The organism is Brevundimonas intermedia, assembly GCF_004614235.1.
Taxonomy (GTDB): Bacteria; Pseudomonadota; Alphaproteobacteria; order Caulobacterales; family Caulobacteraceae; genus Brevundimonas; species Brevundimonas intermedia_A.
The window spans coordinates 404,762-422,916 of sequence record NZ_SPVH01000007.1; the positions used below are offsets into that span (position 1 = coordinate 404,762).

The 18,155-nt window shown below is 65.7% G+C and carries 19 protein-coding genes; 7 read left to right on the plus strand and 12 right to left on the minus strand.

Features of this window, described 5'->3' with window-relative positions; translation table 11 throughout:
* Positions 1 to 52: 52 nt before the first annotated feature.
* The 6 genes from EGY25_RS15990 to EGY25_RS16015 form a co-directional block, all read right to left on the minus strand.
* The gene (locus tag EGY25_RS15990; protein WP_135195990.1) at positions 53 to 673 is read right to left on the minus strand and encodes a RibD family protein; all 621 of its coding nucleotides are present in this window, start codon (positions 671 to 673) and stop codon (positions 53 to 55) included.
* A complete protein-coding gene (nrdR, locus tag EGY25_RS15995) occupies positions 673 to 1,143 on the minus strand; it encodes a transcriptional regulator NrdR (RefSeq protein ID WP_135195991.1) in 471 nt (156 codons plus the stop codon). The genes EGY25_RS15990 and nrdR overlap by 1 nt, the downstream gene beginning before the upstream one ends.
* 7 nt (positions 1,144 to 1,150) lie before the next feature.
* On the minus strand, positions 1,151 to 2,434 hold the full coding sequence (gene glyA / locus EGY25_RS16000; protein WP_135195992.1) for a serine hydroxymethyltransferase: 1,284 nt from the start codon (positions 2,432 to 2,434) through the stop codon (positions 1,151 to 1,153).
* A gap of 534 nt (positions 2,435 to 2,968) precedes the next feature.
* On the minus strand, positions 2,969 to 3,154 hold the full coding sequence (locus tag EGY25_RS16005; RefSeq protein WP_135195993.1) for a DUF6898 family protein: 186 nt from the start codon (positions 3,152 to 3,154) through the stop codon (positions 2,969 to 2,971).
* A gap of 9 nt (positions 3,155 to 3,163) precedes the next feature.
* Positions 3,164 to 4,390 carry a 5-aminolevulinate synthase gene (gene hemA / locus EGY25_RS16010; RefSeq protein ID WP_135195994.1) on the minus strand — a complete coding sequence of 409 codons (1,227 nt, stop codon included), beginning with the start codon at positions 4,388 to 4,390 and terminating at the stop codon, positions 3,164 to 3,166.
* 131 nt (positions 4,391 to 4,521) lie between these two features.
* Positions 4,522 to 5,355 carry a class I SAM-dependent methyltransferase gene (locus EGY25_RS16015; RefSeq protein ID WP_245159502.1) on the minus strand — a complete coding sequence of 278 codons (834 nt, stop codon included), beginning with the start codon at positions 5,353 to 5,355 and terminating at the stop codon, positions 4,522 to 4,524.
* A 147-nt stretch (positions 5,356 to 5,502) separates the two neighbouring features.
* Here EGY25_RS16015 and hemB point away from each other — a divergent pair, with 147 nt between their 5' ends.
* Positions 5,503 to 6,504 carry a porphobilinogen synthase gene (hemB, locus tag EGY25_RS16020; protein WP_135195996.1) on the plus strand — a complete coding sequence of 334 codons (1,002 nt, stop codon included), beginning with the start codon at positions 5,503 to 5,505 and terminating at the stop codon, positions 6,502 to 6,504.
* Positions 6,501 to 6,992 (plus strand): GNAT family N-acetyltransferase, encoded by a 492-nt coding sequence (locus EGY25_RS16025; protein WP_135195997.1) that lies wholly within the window; start codon positions 6,501 to 6,503, stop codon positions 6,990 to 6,992. Before hemB ends, EGY25_RS16025 begins: the two co-directional genes overlap by 4 nt.
* A gap of 3 nt (positions 6,993 to 6,995) precedes the next feature.
* On the opposite strand, the gene EGY25_RS16030 is transcribed toward EGY25_RS16025, so the two are convergent.
* Positions 6,996 to 7,856, minus strand: a complete 861-nt coding sequence (locus tag EGY25_RS16030; protein ID WP_135195998.1) for an NAD(P)-dependent oxidoreductase — start codon at positions 7,854 to 7,856, stop codon at positions 6,996 to 6,998.
* Between the two features lie 116 nt (positions 7,857 to 7,972).
* Here EGY25_RS16030 and EGY25_RS16035 point away from each other — a divergent pair, with 116 nt between their 5' ends.
* From EGY25_RS16035 to EGY25_RS16045, 3 genes are all read left to right on the plus strand, one after another.
* Positions 7,973 to 8,863 (plus strand): flagellar motor protein MotB, encoded by an 891-nt coding sequence (locus EGY25_RS16035; protein WP_135195999.1) that lies wholly within the window; start codon positions 7,973 to 7,975, stop codon positions 8,861 to 8,863.
* Between the two features lie 115 nt (positions 8,864 to 8,978).
* On the plus strand, positions 8,979 to 9,716 hold the full coding sequence (locus EGY25_RS16040; protein WP_135196000.1) for an arginyltransferase: 738 nt from the start codon (positions 8,979 to 8,981) through the stop codon (positions 9,714 to 9,716).
* 115 nt (positions 9,717 to 9,831) lie between these two features.
* Positions 9,832 to 10,074, plus strand: coding sequence for a hypothetical protein (locus EGY25_RS16045; protein WP_135196001.1), 243 nt, complete (start codon positions 9,832 to 9,834; stop codon positions 10,072 to 10,074).
* Between the two features lie 39 nt (positions 10,075 to 10,113).
* On the opposite strand, the gene parC is transcribed toward EGY25_RS16045, so the two are convergent.
* Together parC and EGY25_RS16055 are read right to left on the minus strand one after the other, a co-directional pair.
* A complete protein-coding gene (gene parC, locus EGY25_RS16050; protein ID WP_135196002.1) occupies positions 10,114 to 12,327 on the minus strand; it encodes a DNA topoisomerase IV subunit A in 2,214 nt (737 codons plus the stop codon).
* A 50-nt stretch (positions 12,328 to 12,377) separates the two neighbouring features.
* Complete coding sequence (locus EGY25_RS16055) at positions 12,378 to 12,698, minus strand: hypothetical protein (RefSeq protein WP_135196003.1); 321 nt, start codon at positions 12,696 to 12,698, stop codon at positions 12,378 to 12,380.
* Between the two features lie 82 nt (positions 12,699 to 12,780).
* Here EGY25_RS16055 and EGY25_RS16060 point away from each other — a divergent pair, with 82 nt between their 5' ends.
* A complete protein-coding gene (locus tag EGY25_RS16060; RefSeq protein WP_209308112.1) occupies positions 12,781 to 13,911 on the plus strand; it encodes an NAD(P)H-dependent flavin oxidoreductase in 1,131 nt (376 codons plus the stop codon).
* Positions 13,908 to 15,638 (plus strand): cytochrome c biogenesis protein DipZ, encoded by a 1,731-nt coding sequence (locus EGY25_RS16065; protein WP_135196004.1) that lies wholly within the window; start codon positions 13,908 to 13,910, stop codon positions 15,636 to 15,638. Before EGY25_RS16060 ends, EGY25_RS16065 begins: the two co-directional genes overlap by 4 nt.
* A gap of 11 nt (positions 15,639 to 15,649) precedes the next feature.
* Here EGY25_RS16065 and recO read toward each other — a convergent pair whose 3' ends face one another.
* From recO to EGY25_RS16080, 3 genes are read right to left on the minus strand one after another with little or no spacing between them, the layout of a single operon-like run.
* Positions 15,650 to 16,381, minus strand: a complete 732-nt coding sequence (recO, locus tag EGY25_RS16070) for a DNA repair protein RecO (RefSeq protein WP_135196005.1) — start codon at positions 16,379 to 16,381, stop codon at positions 15,650 to 15,652.
* A complete protein-coding gene (locus tag EGY25_RS16075; RefSeq protein ID WP_135196006.1) occupies positions 16,381 to 16,857 on the minus strand; it encodes a nuclear transport factor 2 family protein in 477 nt (158 codons plus the stop codon). The genes recO and EGY25_RS16075 overlap by 1 nt, the downstream gene beginning before the upstream one ends.
* Before the next feature lie 48 nt (positions 16,858 to 16,905).
* Positions 16,906 to 18,153: a serine hydrolase domain-containing protein gene (locus tag EGY25_RS16080; RefSeq protein ID WP_135196007.1), complete on the minus strand. Its 1,248-nt coding sequence runs from the start codon at positions 18,151 to 18,153 to the stop codon at positions 16,906 to 16,908.
* Between the last annotated feature and the right edge of the window lie 2 nt (positions 18,154 to 18,155).

Here is an 18,155-nt window from a genome sequence, read left to right on the forward strand (position 1 = left end):
CGGACCCGAAAAACACAGTCTGAATAGTCTCAATCGTCTGAAATCGACCGCGTCAGAGACGCGCGTAGCGCTCCCACAGGTCGTCCCCGACAGGCTCGACGCCCAGGCGACGGAACTTGGGGGCGTCGGCCAGCTTTGCAAGAGCCAGGGACGCCACGCAGGGCCTGCCCTCACCGCCCAGCAGGATGGGGGCTCTGAACCATTCCAGCGCGTCCACCAAGCCGGCGCGCAGGAAAGACGCGGCGACCTGTCCCCCACCCTCGATCAGGACCGACTTGACGCCCGCCGCCTTCAACGCCTGCAGAACCGAAGGGATTGCCGGCCGCCCCTCGTCTGCCTCGACCCGCTTTACCTCGGCCGCACCGATCGGGCGTGGGGCGGCGACGGTCAGGATCAGGGTGTTCTCACTCGCCAGCTTCGCCGTCTGCGGCGTCCGCAAGCGGCTGTCCAGCACGACTCGAAGCGGCTGATCCACGCTGCGGCCCGGCAGGCGAGCCGTCAGTTCAGGATCGTCGTGCAAAACCGTCTCGACGCCGACCAGAATGGCGTCATGCGCGGCGCGCAGGCGGTGGCCTTCCAGCCGCGCCGCCTCGCCGGTGATCCACTGGCTTTCGCCCGAGGCCGTGGCGATGCGCCCATCCAGCGAGGTCGCCAGTTTCAGGGTGACCCGCATCAGGCCTTGCCGGACGGTTCGTCGAACCCTTCGTCGCCCAGGAATTTGGCGAAGTCGCCCGTGTGGCGGAAGTCCTTGTAGACCGAGGCGTAGCGGACATAGGCGACCTCATCGACCCCCTTCAACGCCTTCATGATGAAGTCGCCGACCGTGCTGGACGGGATTTCGGTCTCGCCCAGGCTTTCCAGCTGACGGACAATCCGGTTGACCATCTGCTCGACCTGATCGGCTTGGACAGGACGTTTGCGCAGGGCCACGCCCAGCGAGCGTTCCAGCTTGTCACGCTCGAACGGCGTGCGCCGCCCGTTGCGCTTCAGGATGACCAGTTCGCGCAGCTGCACCCGCTCGAAGGTGGTGAAGCGCCCATTGCAGTTGGGGCAGGACCGACGGCGTCGGATGGCCGAGCCGTCATCCGACGGCCGGCTGTCCTTAACCTGAGTATCCTGATGACCGCAAAAAGGGCACTTCATCAGAGACTTATCCGTAGATCGAGAAGCGGTTCGTCAACTCGCGAACCTGGGCCGCCACGCCCGCGACCACGGCCGGATCGGCTTCGTCGCCGCCGTTCATCGACGAGACGACGTCGGCGATCCAGTGGCCGATCTGCTTGAACTCGTCCTCGCCGAAGCCGCGCGTGGTGCCCGCCGGGGTGCCCAGGCGAACGCCCGAGGTGACGGTGAAGGGCGCAGTGTCGAACGGCACGCCGTTCTTGTTGCAGGTCATCAGCGCCTTTTCGAGCTCGTGCTCGGTCGCCTTGCCGGTCACGCCCTTGGGCCGCAGATCGACCAGGGCCAAGTGGCTGTCGGTGCCGCCCGAGACGATGGCCAGACCGCGCTCGATCAGCACGCCGGACAGGGCCTGGGCGTTTTTGACCACCTGCTGGGCGTACAGCTTGAACTCGGGCTGCAGCGCCTCGCCGAAGGCCACGGCCTTGGCCGCGATCACATGCTCCAGCGGCCCGCCCTGCAGGCCGGGGAAAACGGCCGAGTTGATCTTCTTGCCCAGGTCCACGTCGTTGGACAGGATCATGCCGCCGCGAGGCCCGCGCAGCGTCTTGTGCGTCGTGGTCGTCACGACGTGGGCGTGGGGCACGGGATCGGGATAGGCGCCGCCGGCGATGAGGCCCGCATAGTGGGCCATGTCAACCATCAGATAGGCGCCGACGCTGTCGGCGATCTCGCGGAACCGCTTGAAATCGATGTGGCGGCTGTAGGCCGAGGCGCCGGCCAGGATCAGCTTGGGCTTCTCGCGCGCGGCCATTTCGGCGACGTGGTCGTAATCGATCAGGTGATTATCTTCGCGGACCTTGTAGGTCACGGGCCGGAACCACTTGCCCGACTGGTTCGCCGGCGAACCGTGCGTCAGGTGCCCGCCGCAGGCCAGATCCATGCCCAGGAAGGTGTCGCCGGGCTGCAGGAGGGTGAAGAAGACCGCCTGGTTGGCCTGGGCGCCCGAGTGCGGCTGGACGTTGGCGAAGGCCGCGCCGAACAGCTTTTTCGCCCGCTCGCGCGCCAGATCCTCGGTCACATCGACGAATTCGCAGCCGCCGTAATAACGACGACCGGGATAGCCTTCCGCGTATTTGTTGGTCAGGACCGAACCCTGCGCGTCCAGCACCGCCTGGGAGACGATGTTCTCGGACGCGATCAGCTCGATCTGCTCCTTCTGACGCCCCATCTCGCCCTGAATGGCCTTGAAGACGTCCGGATCGGCGTCAGCGAGCGTCTTGGTGAAATAGGCGTCGTGAGTGAAGGCCGTCACGCTGGAATCCCCGAAAATCAGAAGGCCGCCTATCTAGTCCCCACAGCGCCCGACCACAACATCTTGTGGTCAGCCGCCAACCATCCGTTTAGGGCGTCGGGCCAGGGATACGCGAGAACCTCAACTTCTTGTCGTAATCTGTAGATTCTCGAACTTGGAAGAAGCAGACCCTGCAACTTGCCTTATCGATCACTACAGCCGGCCCCTCGAACAAGGCCAACGATATTGGTGCACGCGCACGGACGATCCCAGATCAACGATCTCATAACCGTAGCCAGGCTGAAATTTTCGCCAGCTTCGGGTCGATACGGCGGCTTTCGCGGTATCGAGATAGTCACAACGTTCAACCTTTGGACCGGTGCAACCCGGCGCAGAGTGATCAGCGCCAACCAGTAGCACTAGGCCGCCCAGCACAGCAAAAATCGAAAACGCGCCTAGCCCCAGCATGGCCGGGCTGCTCGGTTGCAACATGGCGTCCCCCTACGCGCTAAGGGAACCATCGTTGAACGTCAGAGTCGATACAGCCGCGCGATCTTAGAGCCTGGCCGACAAAGCCCGCCGCAGCTTGGCGATCGCCACCCGCTCGACGGACTTCGGCTCGTTGACCGGCCCGATGGCGCTGACCTCGCGGCCGGTGGCGACGTGGATGGCGGAACATTTGACGTAGGGGCCGTTGCGCACCAGTTCGACGATCACTTCACCCAGATCGTCGTCCGCCATCGCCGAGCCTCAGGCTGCGACCGGCCGGCGCGCCACGTTGCAGTGGGCGAACAGCTTGTCCATCGCCTGGACCAGGTGATCCATCATGGCGTCGGTGTGGTTCGGCGAGGGGGTGAAGCGCAGGCGCTCGGTCCCCTTGGGCACGGTCGGATAGTTGATCGGCTGAACATAGACGCCGTACTCGTCCAGCAGCATGTCCGAGATCATCTTGCAGTGGATCGGATCGCCGACGTGCACCGGCACGATGTGGCTCTCGCTTTCCATCACGGGGATGCCGGCCGCCGCGAAACGCGACTTCAGCGTCGCGGCGCGTTCCTGATGCTGGACGCGCAATTCGGGGTGGGCCTTCAGGTGCCGCACGGAGGCCAGCGCTCCCGCCGTCAATGCCGGCGGCAGAGAGGTGGTGAAGATGAAGCCCGAGGCCCAGCTGCGCACGGCGTCGATGATCATGGCGTCGGCGGCGATATAGCCGCCCATCACGCCGATGGCCTTGCCCAGGGTGCATTCGATGATGTCGATCTGGTCCAGCACGCCGTCGCGCTCGGCGACGCCTGCGCCTGTCTCGCCGTACAGACCGACCGCATGGACCTCGTCCAGATAGGTCAGGGCGCCGTATTTCTTGGCCAGGGCGATGGTCCCGGCCAGGTCGGCGATGTCGCCGTCCATCGAATAGACGCTCTCGAAGGCGATCAGCTTGGGCGCTTCGGCCGGCGCTGCCGCCAGCAGGGCCTCCAGATGCGCCAGGTCGTTGTGCATGAACACATGCCGCTCACCGCCGCCGTGGCGAATGCCGGCGATCATCGAGGCGTGGTTCAGCGAATCGGAGAAGGTGATCAGGCCGGGCAGGATCTTCTGCAGCGTCGACAGCGTCGCCTCGTTGCCGACATAGCCCGAGGTGAAGAGAAGCGCCGCTTCCTTCTGGTGCCAGTCGGCCAGTTCGGCTTCCAGATCGACGGCGGAACGGGTCGTGCCGGAAATGTTACGCGTGCCGCCGGCGCCGGCGCCGACCGCATCGATCTCATCATGCATCGCGTCCAGCACGACAGGATGCTGACCCATGCCAAGATAGTCGTTGGAGCACCAGATCACGACGTCCTGCTGGGTTCCGTCGTCGCGACGACGCACCGCCAGCGGGAACTGTCCGCGCACGCGTTTCAGATCGGCGAAGACGCGGTAACGTCCCTCGCTGCGAACCTGCTCCACGGAGCTTTTAAAGGCGGCCTTATAGTCGAACAAACTACGCGTTCTTTCGCTTATGGCGATGTCTTTGCGTTATTTGCTCCCCCGGCGCGGGCTTGTCCATGCGCCCCACATGGACAAAACGACCCAAACCCTTAATTGATAACGGTTCTCAGTATCGCTCGGCGTCAGCCGGGCTTGCGGAAGCGATAGACGAACTGATCGGTCTTGCCGCGAATCTTCTCGTCGAAGACGTTCAGGCTGTGGTCGTCGGCCGGGTTGGCCACGGCCGTGCTCTCGTCCTCATAGATGAAGCCCGCCGCCTCGACCTCGCGCTTCAGATAGTCGCCTTCAATGCGGTGCAGGGTCTGGACGGCCGAGATGCCCGTGCCGGGCGCCGCCTCATGGTCGATCAGGATGTAACGACCGCCGGGCTTCAGCGCCGCGAACACGGCCGCATTCATCTTCGCCACGTCGGTGTTGAAGCCGGGGATGTGGAAGTCGTGGTATTCCTGGCTCATGAAGATCATGTCCAGCGGCTCGGCGTAGGTCATCGAGTCCAGCAGGCCGTTGACGCGCGTGACATTGGAATAGGCGGCGACCAGAGCGTCTGCGCCGGCGTTCTCGCGCGCCATCGTCCGCTCGGGCACGAAGGCGTAGACCCGGCCGGTCGGCCCGACCACGTCCGAGAACAGACGGGTGAAATAGCCGGCGCCGGGACGAATGTCGGCGACCTTGTCGCCTGGCGCGACCTGGGCGAAGGCCAGGATCTCGGCCGGATGACGCAGCGGATCACGCGCTACTTCCTCGGCCGGACGCTTCGGATCGGAGATCGCCTCGCGGTAAAGATCACCGAACCCTGCCGGCTCTGCATCGGCGGCCGCCTGATCAACCATTAGGGCGTAGTCCTCAGCGGACTTCACCACGGTCCGCGAACCCCCATCGGACGACACGATAATGCAAGCCGACAGGCCCGTCGCCAGAGCCAGAACCGCCGCGCCGGCCGCCAATCGCTTGATCATCGTCATCTCCCAGGATTTTCGGCGATAGGCTCGCATTTCGCCGATCCGCGCAAGCTGTCATCACGCGCGAAACGATCCGACGCATCACGCGATTTGCGCCCCGGTCGCTGCGGCGCTAGTCCGACGCCAAGTTTCGAAGGTTTCGTCATGCTTCCCTATCAGCCCGCCCCCTTCCCGCTCGCCCGTCCGCGTCGCCTGCGGTCCAGCCCGTGGGTGCGGCGCCTGGTGGCGGAAACGACGCTGACGCCGGCCGATCTGATCTGGCCGCTGATCGTACACGACGGCGCCGAGGACCGTGTCCCCGTCGCCTCCATGCCCGGCGTCTTCCGCCTGTCGCCCAAGGCGGCCGCCGCAGCGGCGGTCGAGGCGCGCGACCTGGGCATTCCGATGATCGCCCTCTTCCCCAATGTGGACGGCGCGATCAAGGACGCGGTCGGCACGGGCGCGACCGATCCCGACGGCCTGATCCCCGAATGCATAAAGGCCATCAAGGACGCGGCGCCCGAGATCGGCGTCATGACTGACGTGGCTCTGGACTGCTACACCGACCACGGCCACGACGGGGTCATGGAGGGCGACCGGATAGCCAATGACGCCAGCCTGGACCGTCTGGCTGAACAGGCCTTCATCCACGCCCACGCCGGCGCCGACGTGGTCGCCCCGTCCGACATGATGGACGGCCGCATCCAGGCGGTGCGCGAGGCGCTGGAGGCCAACGGCTTTTCCGACACCCTGATCCTGTCCTATGCGGCCAAGTTCGCCTCGGCCTTCTACGGCCCCTATCGCGACGCCGTCGGCTCCTCGACCGCGCTGAAGGGCGACAAGAAGACCTATCAGATGGACTACGCCAACTCCGACGAGGCCCTGAAGGAGGTCGCCATGGACCTGTCGGAAGGCGCCGACGCGGTGATGGTCAAGCCGGGCATGCCCTATCTCGACATCGTCCGCCGCGTGTCCGAGACCTTCCGCGTTCCCACCTTCGCCTATCAGGTGTCGGGCGAATACGCGATGATGCAGGCCTCCATCGCCAACGGCTGGCTGGATCAGGACCGCGCGATCCTTGAGACCCTGCACGGGTTCAAACGCGCCGGCTGCGCAGGCGTGCTGACCTATTTCGCGCCTCAGGCTGCGCGGCTGCTGAGCCGATGACCGTCGAGATCCGGCCGATCACCGACGCCGACTGGCCTGGGCTTTGGCCGATCATCGAGGCCGTCACGCGCGCAGGCGAGACCTATACCTATCCGCTGAACATGACCGAGGCGCAGGCCCGCACGATGTGGATGCCATCTGCGCCTGGCGGAACCCTGGTCGCGGTCGAGGACGGCCAGGTGCTGGGCGCCGCCAAGATCATCGCGAATCAGCAGGGAAATGGCGCCCATGTCGCCAACGGCAGCTTCATGGTCGCCGCTGGCGCACGCGGTCGAGGCGTGGCCCGCAGCCTGGGCGAGGCCGCGCTGGCCTTCGCCCGCGACGCCAGTTTCAAGTCGATGCAGTTCAATGCCGTCGTGGAGACCAATACTGTCGCCGTCGGCCTGTGGAAGAAGCTGGGCTTCGAAATCCTCGGCACCGTGCCCCAGGCCTTCGATCACCCGGCCCACGGCCTGGTCGGCCTGCACGTCATGCACCGCACTCTTTAGGCGTCAGTCCCGCGATTGCAGGCGCGCGGCCAGGCTGGACGTATCCCAACGGTTTCCACCCATGGCCTGAACCTCGGCGTAGAACTGATCGACCAAGGCCGTCAGGCTGAGGCGCGCACCGTTCGACCGCGCCTCGTCAAGAACAAGCCCCAGATCCTTGCGCATCCAATCGACGGCGAAGCCGAACTCGAACTCGCCCTTGGCCGCCGTCTTCCAGCGATTGTCCATCTGCCAGCTTTGCGCCGCGCCTTTCGACACGGCCTCATAGGCGGCGTCAGTGTCCAGGCCTGCGACCTGGGCGAAATGCACGGCCTCGGCCAAGCCCTGGACCACGCCCGCGATGGCGATCTGATTGACCATCTTGGTCAGTTGGCCCGATCCGGCCGGCCCCATGTGCTTGATCGCCTTAGAATAGGCTTTCAGCGCCGGTTCCGCCGTAGCCAGGGCGGCTGCGTCTCCGCCGGCCATGACGCTAAGTTGCCCGTTTTCGGCCCCGGCCTGACCGCCCGACACCGGTGCATCGACGAAAGATCGCCCTTGTCCCTGAGCCAGTTCGGCCATTTCGCGCGCTACCTTGGCCGAGGTCGTCGTGTGATCGACGATCACTGCGCCTTGGGCAAGATGCGGCAAGGCCTCCGTCACAACCGCGCGGACGTCGTCGTCGTTGCCGACGCACAGGATGAACAGCTCGACGCCCTGCGCCGCCTCCGCCACCGTTGCGGCCGCCTTCCCGCCCGTCGCCGCCGCCCAGGCCTGGGCCTTCGCCGTGGTGCGATTGAAGCCGGTCACATCGTGGCCCGCCTCGACCAGATGACGCGCCATCGGGGCGCCCATGACGCCCAGGCCGGCGAATGCGATCTTCATGACTGGCTCCTTGATCTCGCAGCCGGACTAGGCCGGGTCGCACCGGCGTTCAAGGTCAACGCCCGGTTAACCTTGGCGAGCCCACAATGGGGCACCATTCCTGGGGATCAGATTCCATGTCCGTGAGCGATCGTCCGATCCTCATCAAAAAGGTCAAGAAGGTCTCCGGCGGAGGCCACCACGGCGGCGCGTGGAAGGTGGCCTATGCGGACTTCGTGACCGCGATGATGGCCTTCTTCCTGCTGATGTGGCTGATCAACACGACCGACCCCGAGCAGAAGCGCGGCATCGCCGAATATTTCGCGCCAGCCAGCGTGTCCGAGACGACATCGGGTTCTGGCGGCATCCTGGGCGGCACTTCTCTGGGCGACGACGGTCCCAAGAGTTCGGGCTCGCAATCGGTGTTGGAAGAACTCGCGCCCGAGGCTCCAGCCACTGACCAGACTGGCTCCAGCCTGTCGTCCGCCAGCGACGCCGCCCTTCAGGCCGAAATCCAGAAACGCGAAGCCGCCGAATTCGCCAGCGCCGCCGAATCCCTGCGTCAGGCCATGCAGTCGATGCCGGAACTGGCCGAGCTGTCGAAACAGCTGATCGTCGACCAGACGCCCGAGGGCCTGCGCATCCAGTTGGTCGATCAGGAAGGCCGGTCGATGTTCGACAACAACTCGTCAAGACCGAACGCGCGGGCCCAGGTGCTGCTGCGCGCGGTGTCCAAGGTCATCAACCAACTGCCCAACCGGATCTCCATCACCGGCCATACCAGCGCCGCGCCCGGCTCCAACCGCGCCAGCGCCCCTGCGGATTGGAGCCTGTCGTCCGAGCGCGCCAACGGCTCGCGCCTGGTGCTGCAATCGGCCGGCGTCGATCCCGACCGGGTCTATTCGGTGGCGGGCAAGGCGGGGTCCGATCCTCTCTATCCCGACGATCCCACCCTGGCCGGCAACCGCCGCATCGCCATCGTCCTGCTGCGCGAGGCGCCGGTCCTGCCGATGGACACCTCTCTGTGACCCCCGCTCGGCTGCGACGCGAACACACTTGCAGCCCGGCCACGAATGACGCCAAATCGCGCCATGAGCGTTCAACTGTCGCAATATTGGCAAGATCGGATGCGGACCTGAGGCCGTGACCCAGCACGTACCGACACGACAACTCCGGTTCTTCATGACATCGGTCGCGCCCTGCCCCTATCTGCCGGGCAAAACCGAGCGGAAAGTCTTCGCCAACCTACCCTTCTCCGACGGCGCCCACGTCAACGACGAACTGACCATCGCCGGCTTCCGCCGCAGTCAGAACATCGCCTATCGCCCGGCCTGCGAGGCCTGCGACGCCTGCGTATCCGTGCGTCTGCCCGTGCCGGAGTTCGCCTTCAGCCGTTCACAACGCAAGGTGCTGACCCGCAACGAAGACCTGTCGCGCAGCCTGGTCGAGGCCGAAGCCACGACCGAGCAGTTCCAGCTTTTGCGCCGCTATCTAACCACCCGCCATCCGACCGGCGGCATGAGCGACATGGGTTGGCTCGACTATGTCGCCATGGTCGAGGACACGGCCGTCCGCACCCATCTGATCGAATATCGCCTGCCCTCTTCCGACGGCGGCCCCGGCGATCTGGTCGCCGTCACCCTGACCGACCTGCTCAAAGACGGGCTGTCGATGGTCTACAGCTTCTACCACCCGACGATGGAGCGCCGCAGCCTGGGCCGGTTCGCCATTCTCGACCACGTCCGCCAGGCCGCTCTCGTCGGCCTGCCCTTCGTCTATCTGGGCTATTGGGTCCAGGGCTCGGCCAAGATGGACTACAAGGCCGACTTCCGCCCGATGGAAGTGCTAGGAAAGCTCGGCTGGTCGCGGCTGACTACCTGAAGGGCGCGACCGACACCAACCTTTTCGGTTGTCATAAATCTACTTGTAGTTGACTCAAGCCGGAAGAAAGCTCTCTTTCATCTAGCGCAATCATGCGCACGATGTGGAGACGGCGATGAAAATCTCAAGATTGGCGACTTTCACGGCATTGATCCTCGCCGCAGGCAGCGGCGTCGCTTCGTCACAAAACTGGCCCGGCCGAGGCCCTGTCGAACAGGGACATATTGCTTATCACTACAATCAGGAATTCGAGCCGCGTCAGTTGGTGGCGGTCTCGGGCCAAAACTGCGACGGCAGCACCTATCATGATCCCCTGCAACTTGGGGCCTACATAGAATACGTCTATTTCGACTGTTGATCGGGGTTGACGGCGGACGTGACCTGTCCGCCGTCCTCCTCAGCGAAATTTCCTCAAGCCACGCGGTCCCTGGCGACCCGCGCCGGCGCGTTTGCCCAGCCAGTCCTTCCAGTCGGGCCAGTTGCGACGACGCCCGCCGCCATCGGCCCACTCCGGCCCCTGTTCGGCGTTGAACACGGTCACGTCGGCCAGCCCCCCCTGTTTGAAGTTCTGCAGGCGCACGCCCTTGCCGCGTCCCATCTCGGGCAGTTCGGCCAGCGGGAAGATCAGCGTCTTGATGTTCTCGCCGATTGTCGCCACGTGGTCGGCGGCCGGAGTTTGCGGGATACGCAACATGGCCAGCAGGTCACCGTTCAGCACCTGTTTGCCGCCCCGCTTCTGGGCCAAGGTGTCGTCTTCCGGCGCGATGAAGCCGTAACCGGCCCTGGACGCGATCAGCAGTTTGCCGCCCGGCTGATGCGCCAGGACGTTGATGATCTCGGCCTTCTCGTCTAGGTCGATCATCAGGCGCAAGGGCTCGCCATGCCCGCGACCCGACGCCAGCTTGTCCGCCCCGATCGTGAAAATGCGCCCGTCGGACGCCGCCACCAGCAGCTTGTCGGTCGTATAGGCCGGCACGAGGTAGGCCAGTTGGTCGCCTTCCTTGAACTTTAGTTCCGACGGGTCCTCAACCTTGCCCTTGGCGGCGCGGATCCAGCCGCGTTCCGACAGGATGACGGTGATGGCCTCGCGCGGGATGAAGGCTTCGGGCGCGACAAAGGCCGAGCTATCGACGGCCTCGGCGATGGTCGTCCGGCGCGGCGAGATCAGCGCCTTGCGCACCGCCTCCAGTTCCTTGGATACGGCCTTCCACTGCTTGCCTTCCGACGACGTCAGTGCCTGCAGATTCGCAAGTTCTTCCGACAGCGCATTGAATTCCTTCTCGATCGCCATTTCCTCGATCCGCGCCAACTGACGCAGACGGGTGTCGAGAATATAGTCGGACTGGGCTTCCGTCAGACCGAAGCGGGCGATCAGCACCGCCTTGGGCTGCTCCTCCTCACGGACGATGCGGATCACCTCGTCCAGGTTGAGGAAGACGATGCGCAGGCCTTCCAGCAGGTGAAGCCGCTTCTCGACCCGCTCGATCCGCCATTGCGAACGCCGGTTCAGCACCACGCGGCGGTGATCCAGGAAGGCGCGCAGACACTCCTTCAGCCCCATGACGCGCGGCGTGCCGGTGGCGTCCAGGACGTTCATGTTGATCGGGAAGCGGACTTCCAGATCAGACAGTTTGAACAGACTTTCCATCAGCATTTCAGGCTCGATGGTGCGGTTCTTGGGCTCCAGGATCAGGCGGATGTCTTCGGCCGACTCGTCGCGCACATCGCCTAGCAGCGGCGCCTTCTTGTGCTCGATCAGGTCCGCCAACGCCTCGATAAGGCGCGACTTCTGCACCTGATACGGCATCTCGGTGACGATGATCCGCCACACGCCGCGGCCCAGGTCCTCGGTCTCCCAACGCGCCCGCAGACGCACCCCGCCCCGGCCCGTCTCATAGGCGTCCAGGATGGAGGCATGGCCTTCGACGGCCACGCCGCCGGTCGGGAAGTCCGGTCCAGGCACCAGTTGCACCAGTTCGGCCGTCGTCGTCTCGGGCCGCTCCAGCAGCATCTGACAGGCGTCGATCAGTTCGCCGACATTGTGCGGCGGGATCGAGGTGGCCATGCCAACGGCGATGCCGGACGATCCGTTGGCCAGCAGGTTCGGGAACCCGGCCGGCAGGACGATCGGCTCTTCGTCCTGATCGTCATAGGTGGCGCGGAAATCCACCGAATCCTGATCGATCCCATCCAGCAGCAGCACGGCGGCGGGCGTCAGCTTGCACTCGGTGTAGCGCATGGCGGCGGCGCTATCGCCGTCGATATTGCCGAAGTTGCCCTGACCGTCGACCAGCGGATAGCGTTGGGCGAAATCCTGGGCCAGGCGCACCAGGGCCTCATAGATCGAGGCGTCGCCGTGCGGGTGATAGCCGCCCATGACCTCGCCGACGACCTTGGCGCATTTGCGCGCGGCCGCCTGCGGGTTCAGCCGCATCTGGTGCATGGCGTACAGGATGCGGCGGTGCACGGGCTTGAACCCATCGCGCACGTCCGGCAGGGCGCGGTTGGTGATGGTCGACAGGGCGTAGGCCAGATAGCGGCGGCTGAGCGCCGTCTCCATCGGCTCGTCGATGATACGGCCGCCTTCCGGCGGCGGAGCGTGGATCGTCATGGGCCAGCGAATCGGGGATGGGAAGCCGGAAGTCTAGCCCGAAGCTGCGCCTAAGTCGGGGATAGTTGGCGTGAGGCGAAGCGAAGGTGCAGCCAGCAGCTCAGCACAAAGACGCCGGCGGTCATGATACGGATCGCAATCCAGTCCTGCGGCGCCTCTGCGGTTCCGACACGGGCCGCAAAGCACGCCAGCATGAAGCCGAAAAACACCGGGTGGAAGAAAACCGCCAAATCCCGCTTCGCATACCAAGCGAGCTTGCCGTCGAAGCCCCATTGCATCGGCCAGCGCACATCCGCTGCGCTCCGTTTCCGGTAGCTCAAGGCAAGCGCCAGGATGGCGCACCAGGCGAGAACGGCGATGATGTCGGCCAAAAGCATGTCGTCAGGTTATGGGCGCGCCCCTTTCGTGACAAGCCGACGGCGCTTAACTGCAAAGGCGACCAAGGAGCGCATCGTGAACAGCCGACTGACGCAAACCATCGGCCTGGACTATCCGATCATCCAGGCGCCGATGGCGGGGACCTCGACGTCCGCGCTGGCCGCCGCCGTCTCAAACGCGGGGGCGCTCGGCTCAATCGCTATCGGCGCCGTGGACGCCGAGGAAGCCCGGCGTCAGATTCAGGCGACCCGCGCCCTCACCGCCCGACCATTCAACGTCAACGTCTTCTGCCATGCCACCGCCGCGCCGGATCCGGCTGGGGACCAGGCGTGGATTAATCGCCTGCGCCCCCTGTTCGCGCCGTTCGACGCCCAGCCGCCGGAGCAGTTGCGCGACATCTATCCCAGCTTCCTCGACGACGACGCTCAGTTGGCGGTCCTGCTGGACGAACGCCCGGCCGTGGTCAGCTTTCATTTCGGCCTGCCGAGGCCGAAGCAGATCGCCGCACTGAAGGCCGCTGGCATTCTCCTGCTTGCGACCGCCACCTCGCCGGCCGAGGGGCAAGCCGTTCAGGGCGCCGGGATCGACATGGTCGTGGCCCAGGGCTGGGAGGCCGGAGGCCATCGCGGCGTGTTCGACCCCGCCGACGACCTGATGTTCGCAACCCTGCCGTTGACCCGACTGCTGACCAGCCGGCTGACCATTCCCGTGATTGCGGCGGGCGGGATCATGGACGGCGCAGGCATTGTGGCGGCAATGACGCTGGGCGCGGCCGGGGCCCAGATGGGCACGGCCTTCGTCCCCTGTCCCGAATCCGCGGCCGACGCGGCCTATCGACGGGCCCTGGAAGGTCAGGAGGCCCAGCGGACCCGCGTATCCGCCGTGCTGTCCGGTCGGCCCGCCAGAGGGATGGAGAACGCCTTCATGCGCCAGGCCGAACCCGACGCTATCGCCGCCTATCCCCGCGCCTACGACATCGGCAAGGCGCTGAACACAGCGGCCAAAGCCGCCGGCGACGACGGCTACGCCGCCCAATGGGCCGGACAGGGTGCGCCGCTGTCTCGTATCATGCCTGCGGATCAACTCGTGCGGACCCTGGCTGATGAAATTGACCGCGCTGCGAGTATTTTCCGCAGCGATGAAACCAACCGGGCCGTCGGTTCGAACGTAGGGAAGAACCACCCTCCTCGTCAGGCCGCGCCATGATCCTGTTTCTGCTCTCCTATCTCGCCGGCGTCCTGACCATCGTCAGCCCCTGCATATTACCCGTCCTACCGTTCGTCTTCGCCCGCGCCGGTCGCCCCTTCCTGCGCAACGGCTTTCCTCTGCTAGTCGGCATGGCGGTGACATTCGCGGGCGTGGCGACCCTGGCGGCGCTGGGTGGGGGCTGGGCGGTTCGCGCCAACGAGGTCGGACGGTGGATCGCTCTGGCGGTCATGGCCGTGCTGGGCCTCAGCCTGTTGTTCCCCGCCTTGGGCGACCGCCTGATGCGGCCGTTCGTCGCCGCCGGTTCCTGGCTGACGGACCGTGCAGAGCGTCACAGTGGGGATCAGGGCGAGGTGCGGGCCTCTCTGCTGCTCGGCGTCGCGACGGGTCTGCTGTGGGCGCCGTGCGCCGGGCCGATCCTGGGCGTGATTCTGACGGGCGCCGCGCTTCAGGGCGCAGGCGTCGGCACGACGGTGTTGCTGCTGGCCTATGCGGCGGGCGCCGCGACCTCCCTGGGTCTGGCCCTGCTGGTCGGCGGTCGTGTGTTCAAGGCCATGAAGGGTGCGCTGGGCGTCGGCGAATGGGTCCGTCGCGGGCTGGGCGTGCTGGTGCTGATCGGCGTTGTCATCATCGGCCTAGGCGCCGACACGGGCTTGCTGACCCGCATCTCGGCCGCCAGCACGGGCCGGATCGAACAGGCGCTGCTGGGCAGTATCGGGCGCGGCATGCCGACGAACGAAGCCCCGACCGACCTGGCCAACTTGCCGGTCGAGGGCATGATGCCCCCGCTGACCGGCGCGACGACCTGGATCAACACCCCGCCCCTGACGACGGAGCAACTGCGCGGCAAGGTGGTGGTGGTCGATTTCTGGACCTACTCCTGCATCAACTGCATCCGCTCCATCCCCTACGTCCGCGCCTGGGCCGAGAAGTACAAGGATCAAGGTCTGGTAGTGATCGGCGTCCACACGCCAGAGTTCGCTTTCGAAAAATCCGAGGCCAACGTCCGCCAGAACATTCAGCGGCTGGGCATCACCTATCCGGTCGCCATGGACAATGAGTTCGCCATCTGGCGCGCGTTCAAGAACCAGTACTGGCCCGCCCACTACTTCATCGACGCCAAGGGCCAGATTCGTCACCACCACTTCGGCGAGGGCGACTACGACGGCTCCGAACGCGTCATTCAGCAGCTCTTGAAAGAGGCCGGCGCGGCCAACGTCGCCCGCGACGTTGTCGACGTTCAGGCCAAGGGCGCAGAGGCCGCCGCCGACATGGCCCAGGTCGAATCACCGGAAACCTATGTCGGCTATGCGCGCGCCGAGAATTTCCGTTCGCCGGGCGGCCTGGCCAATGATGTCATCAAGGACTACGTCGCCGCCCCGCTGCAACTGAACGGGTGGAGCCTGTCCGGCCGCTGGAGGGTCACCCGCGAACACGCCGACCTTCAGACTGCCGGAGGTCGCGTCGCCTTCCGCTTCAAGGCGCGCGACCTGCATCTGGTGATGGGCCCGAGCAAGACCGGCGAACAGCCGCGTTTCCGCGTCCTTGTCGATGGCGCGGCGCCAGGCCCGAACGCGGGCAGCGACATCGACGCCCAAGGCATGGGCCGCATCGACGGCGAGCGGCTTTATCAACTGGTTCGCCAGACCGGCGCGGTGCGCGAGCGGACGTTCGAGATCGAGTTCCTGGATCCCGGCGTCCAGGTCTTCGCCTTCACTTTCGGCTAGGAGCCCGGCGTCTAGAGGCGGCCCGCGTCGGCCAGCTTGTCCAGCATCCAGACGCGCGCGGGCGGCAGGGGCTTGTTCTGCGGGTGGAACACGAACTGTTCGAGGAAATGCCCGGTCAGGTCGAACCCGGCCTTCACGTCGCCCTCGATCAACCCCGCCTGGGCGCCCAGCATGAAGGGCGGCAGGGTCAGCATCTTGTCGGCATAGGGCGCGCCGGCGTCGCGGCTGACCGCCCGGCCGGTGCGGGGGCTGACATAGATCAGGTCGTCGGCCGTGCCCGTCGCTGCGCATTTCGACAGATCCAGGCCAAAGCCCAGGTCTTCCAGCAGCCCCGCCTCGAACCGCACGAAGATGGCGGGCCAGACATCCGGCACGGCGAAGGCCGCCATCAGCGCCTCGAAGGCCAGAAAGACGCCGGGATGCGGTTCGCGCTCGGGCAAGGCCCCTTGCGCCACACCGGCCGCCGCCGCCAACCCGGTCAGCGCCAAGGCGTCGTCGAACAGGGCGCTGGGCCCTTCGCCCATCGGCTCCAGCCGCGCGGCGCCCAGATGATCCGAGGTTCGCGCGCGATAATCCGCCACGACCCGCGCCCCGGCTTGCAGGAACGGCTTCATCTTGCGCGACGCCCCGCCCGCCACATAGGCGGACCGGCGGCCATGGTTCTCGGTCAACAGGTCCACCACAGACCCGGTGTCGCCATGGCTGCGCGCCGACAGGACGAACGCCTCTTCGTGAAAGTCCATCAGTCGGCCGAACCTTCGGCGATCAGCCCGACCACGCCCTTGGCCTTGTCGTTCGGCACCGTGAAGCTGAGGACATATTGCTCGATCTTCCAGCCCTCGTCGGTCAGACGCAGCACGCCCGATCCCCGCGTCAGCCCATAGGCGTCGTTGTCGAGCAGTTCGTCGAACCAGACGATGCAGCGGCAGTCGCCCGGCGCCAGGGTCGCCACCCGGTCATGCGGGCGATAGGTCCAGCCCTTGCCGCGCGAGAAAAACGGCGTCGCATAGGCGCGAAACTCGGCCAGCGACCAGCGCTCGGTCGCATCCGTGCCGATGAACCGGGCGTCGGGGGTGAACAGGTCGAAATAGGCGTCGCCATCAGCGCGCGACGCAGCCTCGTGCATCCGGTCCAGAACAACGCCCGCGGCGACAGCGGGGTCATCCGAATCCTGCATCGGAGACGCGGACAGGGCGAGAGCGGCGAAAAGGGCGATCATGCGCCCGTTCTAGTCCTGTTCTCCTCGTTGGGAAACCAGGCGGATGTCTCAGCGCGCCAGCGTGGTCGGAAACTCGCGCCCCAGCGCCTCGGCCATCGCCTGCTGGCTGATCAGAAACACCTGGTCGCGCAGATGATAGTTGTTCGACAGCACGATCACCGTCACGTCGGCCTCGGGCTGATAGAGCATCAGGTTACGGAACCCGCCCCAACTGCCGGTGTGATAGATCTGGCGGTCCTGGAAACTGGGCCGGACCTGATCGCCCAGACGGTTCGAGAAGATGCCGAAGCCCCAATCCCGACGCGGATGGCTGCGCTCGTTCGGCTTCGTGTCTGCCGGCGCATGGTCGGCCAACATCTGCTGGTAACTGCTCGGCTTCAGCAGCGCGCCGCGGTGCAGCGCCCTTTGCCAGACCAGCAGGTCGTCTAACGTCGAATAGACCGCGCCCGCACCCGCAACGATGGAGGTATTGGCGTTCGGCTGGGCCGCCAGGCCGCCGGGGAAGTTGGCGTAGCCCATGATGACGTCGTGGTCGCCGCCATCCAGATCCAGCCCGCTGTCCTTCATGCCCAGAGGCTTGAAGAAGGCATCACGCATATAGGCTTCGTAGGGCTGACCGCTGGCCTTTTCGACGATGGCGGCGGCCAGGTTGAACGCCGCATTGTCGTAGCGAACCTTCGTTCCCGGCTCGAACTGCAGGCCGAACCGCTTCGAGTCTTCGGTCAGTTCGTTCAGCGTCGCCGGGGTCGTGCGCCGCATGCCCCAGCCGGGCCGCGCCATCAGGTCGGGAATGCCCGAGGTATGCGACAGCAGATGGCTGATCCGCACCGACGCCCAGGCCTGCGGACAGGGCTGGATCCATTTGCAGACAGGGTCGGAGACGTTCAGCTTGCCCTCGTCCTGAAGCATCAGAATCGCCGTCGCCGTGAACTGTTTCGAGATCGAGGCCAGGCGGAAGCGGGAATCCAGCGCCAGCGCCCGGTCCTGTTCGTAATTCGCCTTGCCATAGACCTGGCGGAACAACACCCGGTCGCCCTTGGCCACCAGAACCGCCCCCATGAACCGGCCTGCCGCGGCCTCGCGATCCATCCGCGCAGCCAGTTGCGGCAAATCCTGAACCACGACCAGGGGCGGACGCGGCGGAGCATCGGCCCGCTCCGTCACCAAGGCTGCATCGGTCTTGGGTGGGACGGCCGTGGCGATGCCGCCCCAGACCGCGCCGCCGAGGATCAGCGCCCCAAGAACGCCCAGAACGAGCCGGGGATGGCCCCCGGCGGTACGCGGTACTTCAAACACAG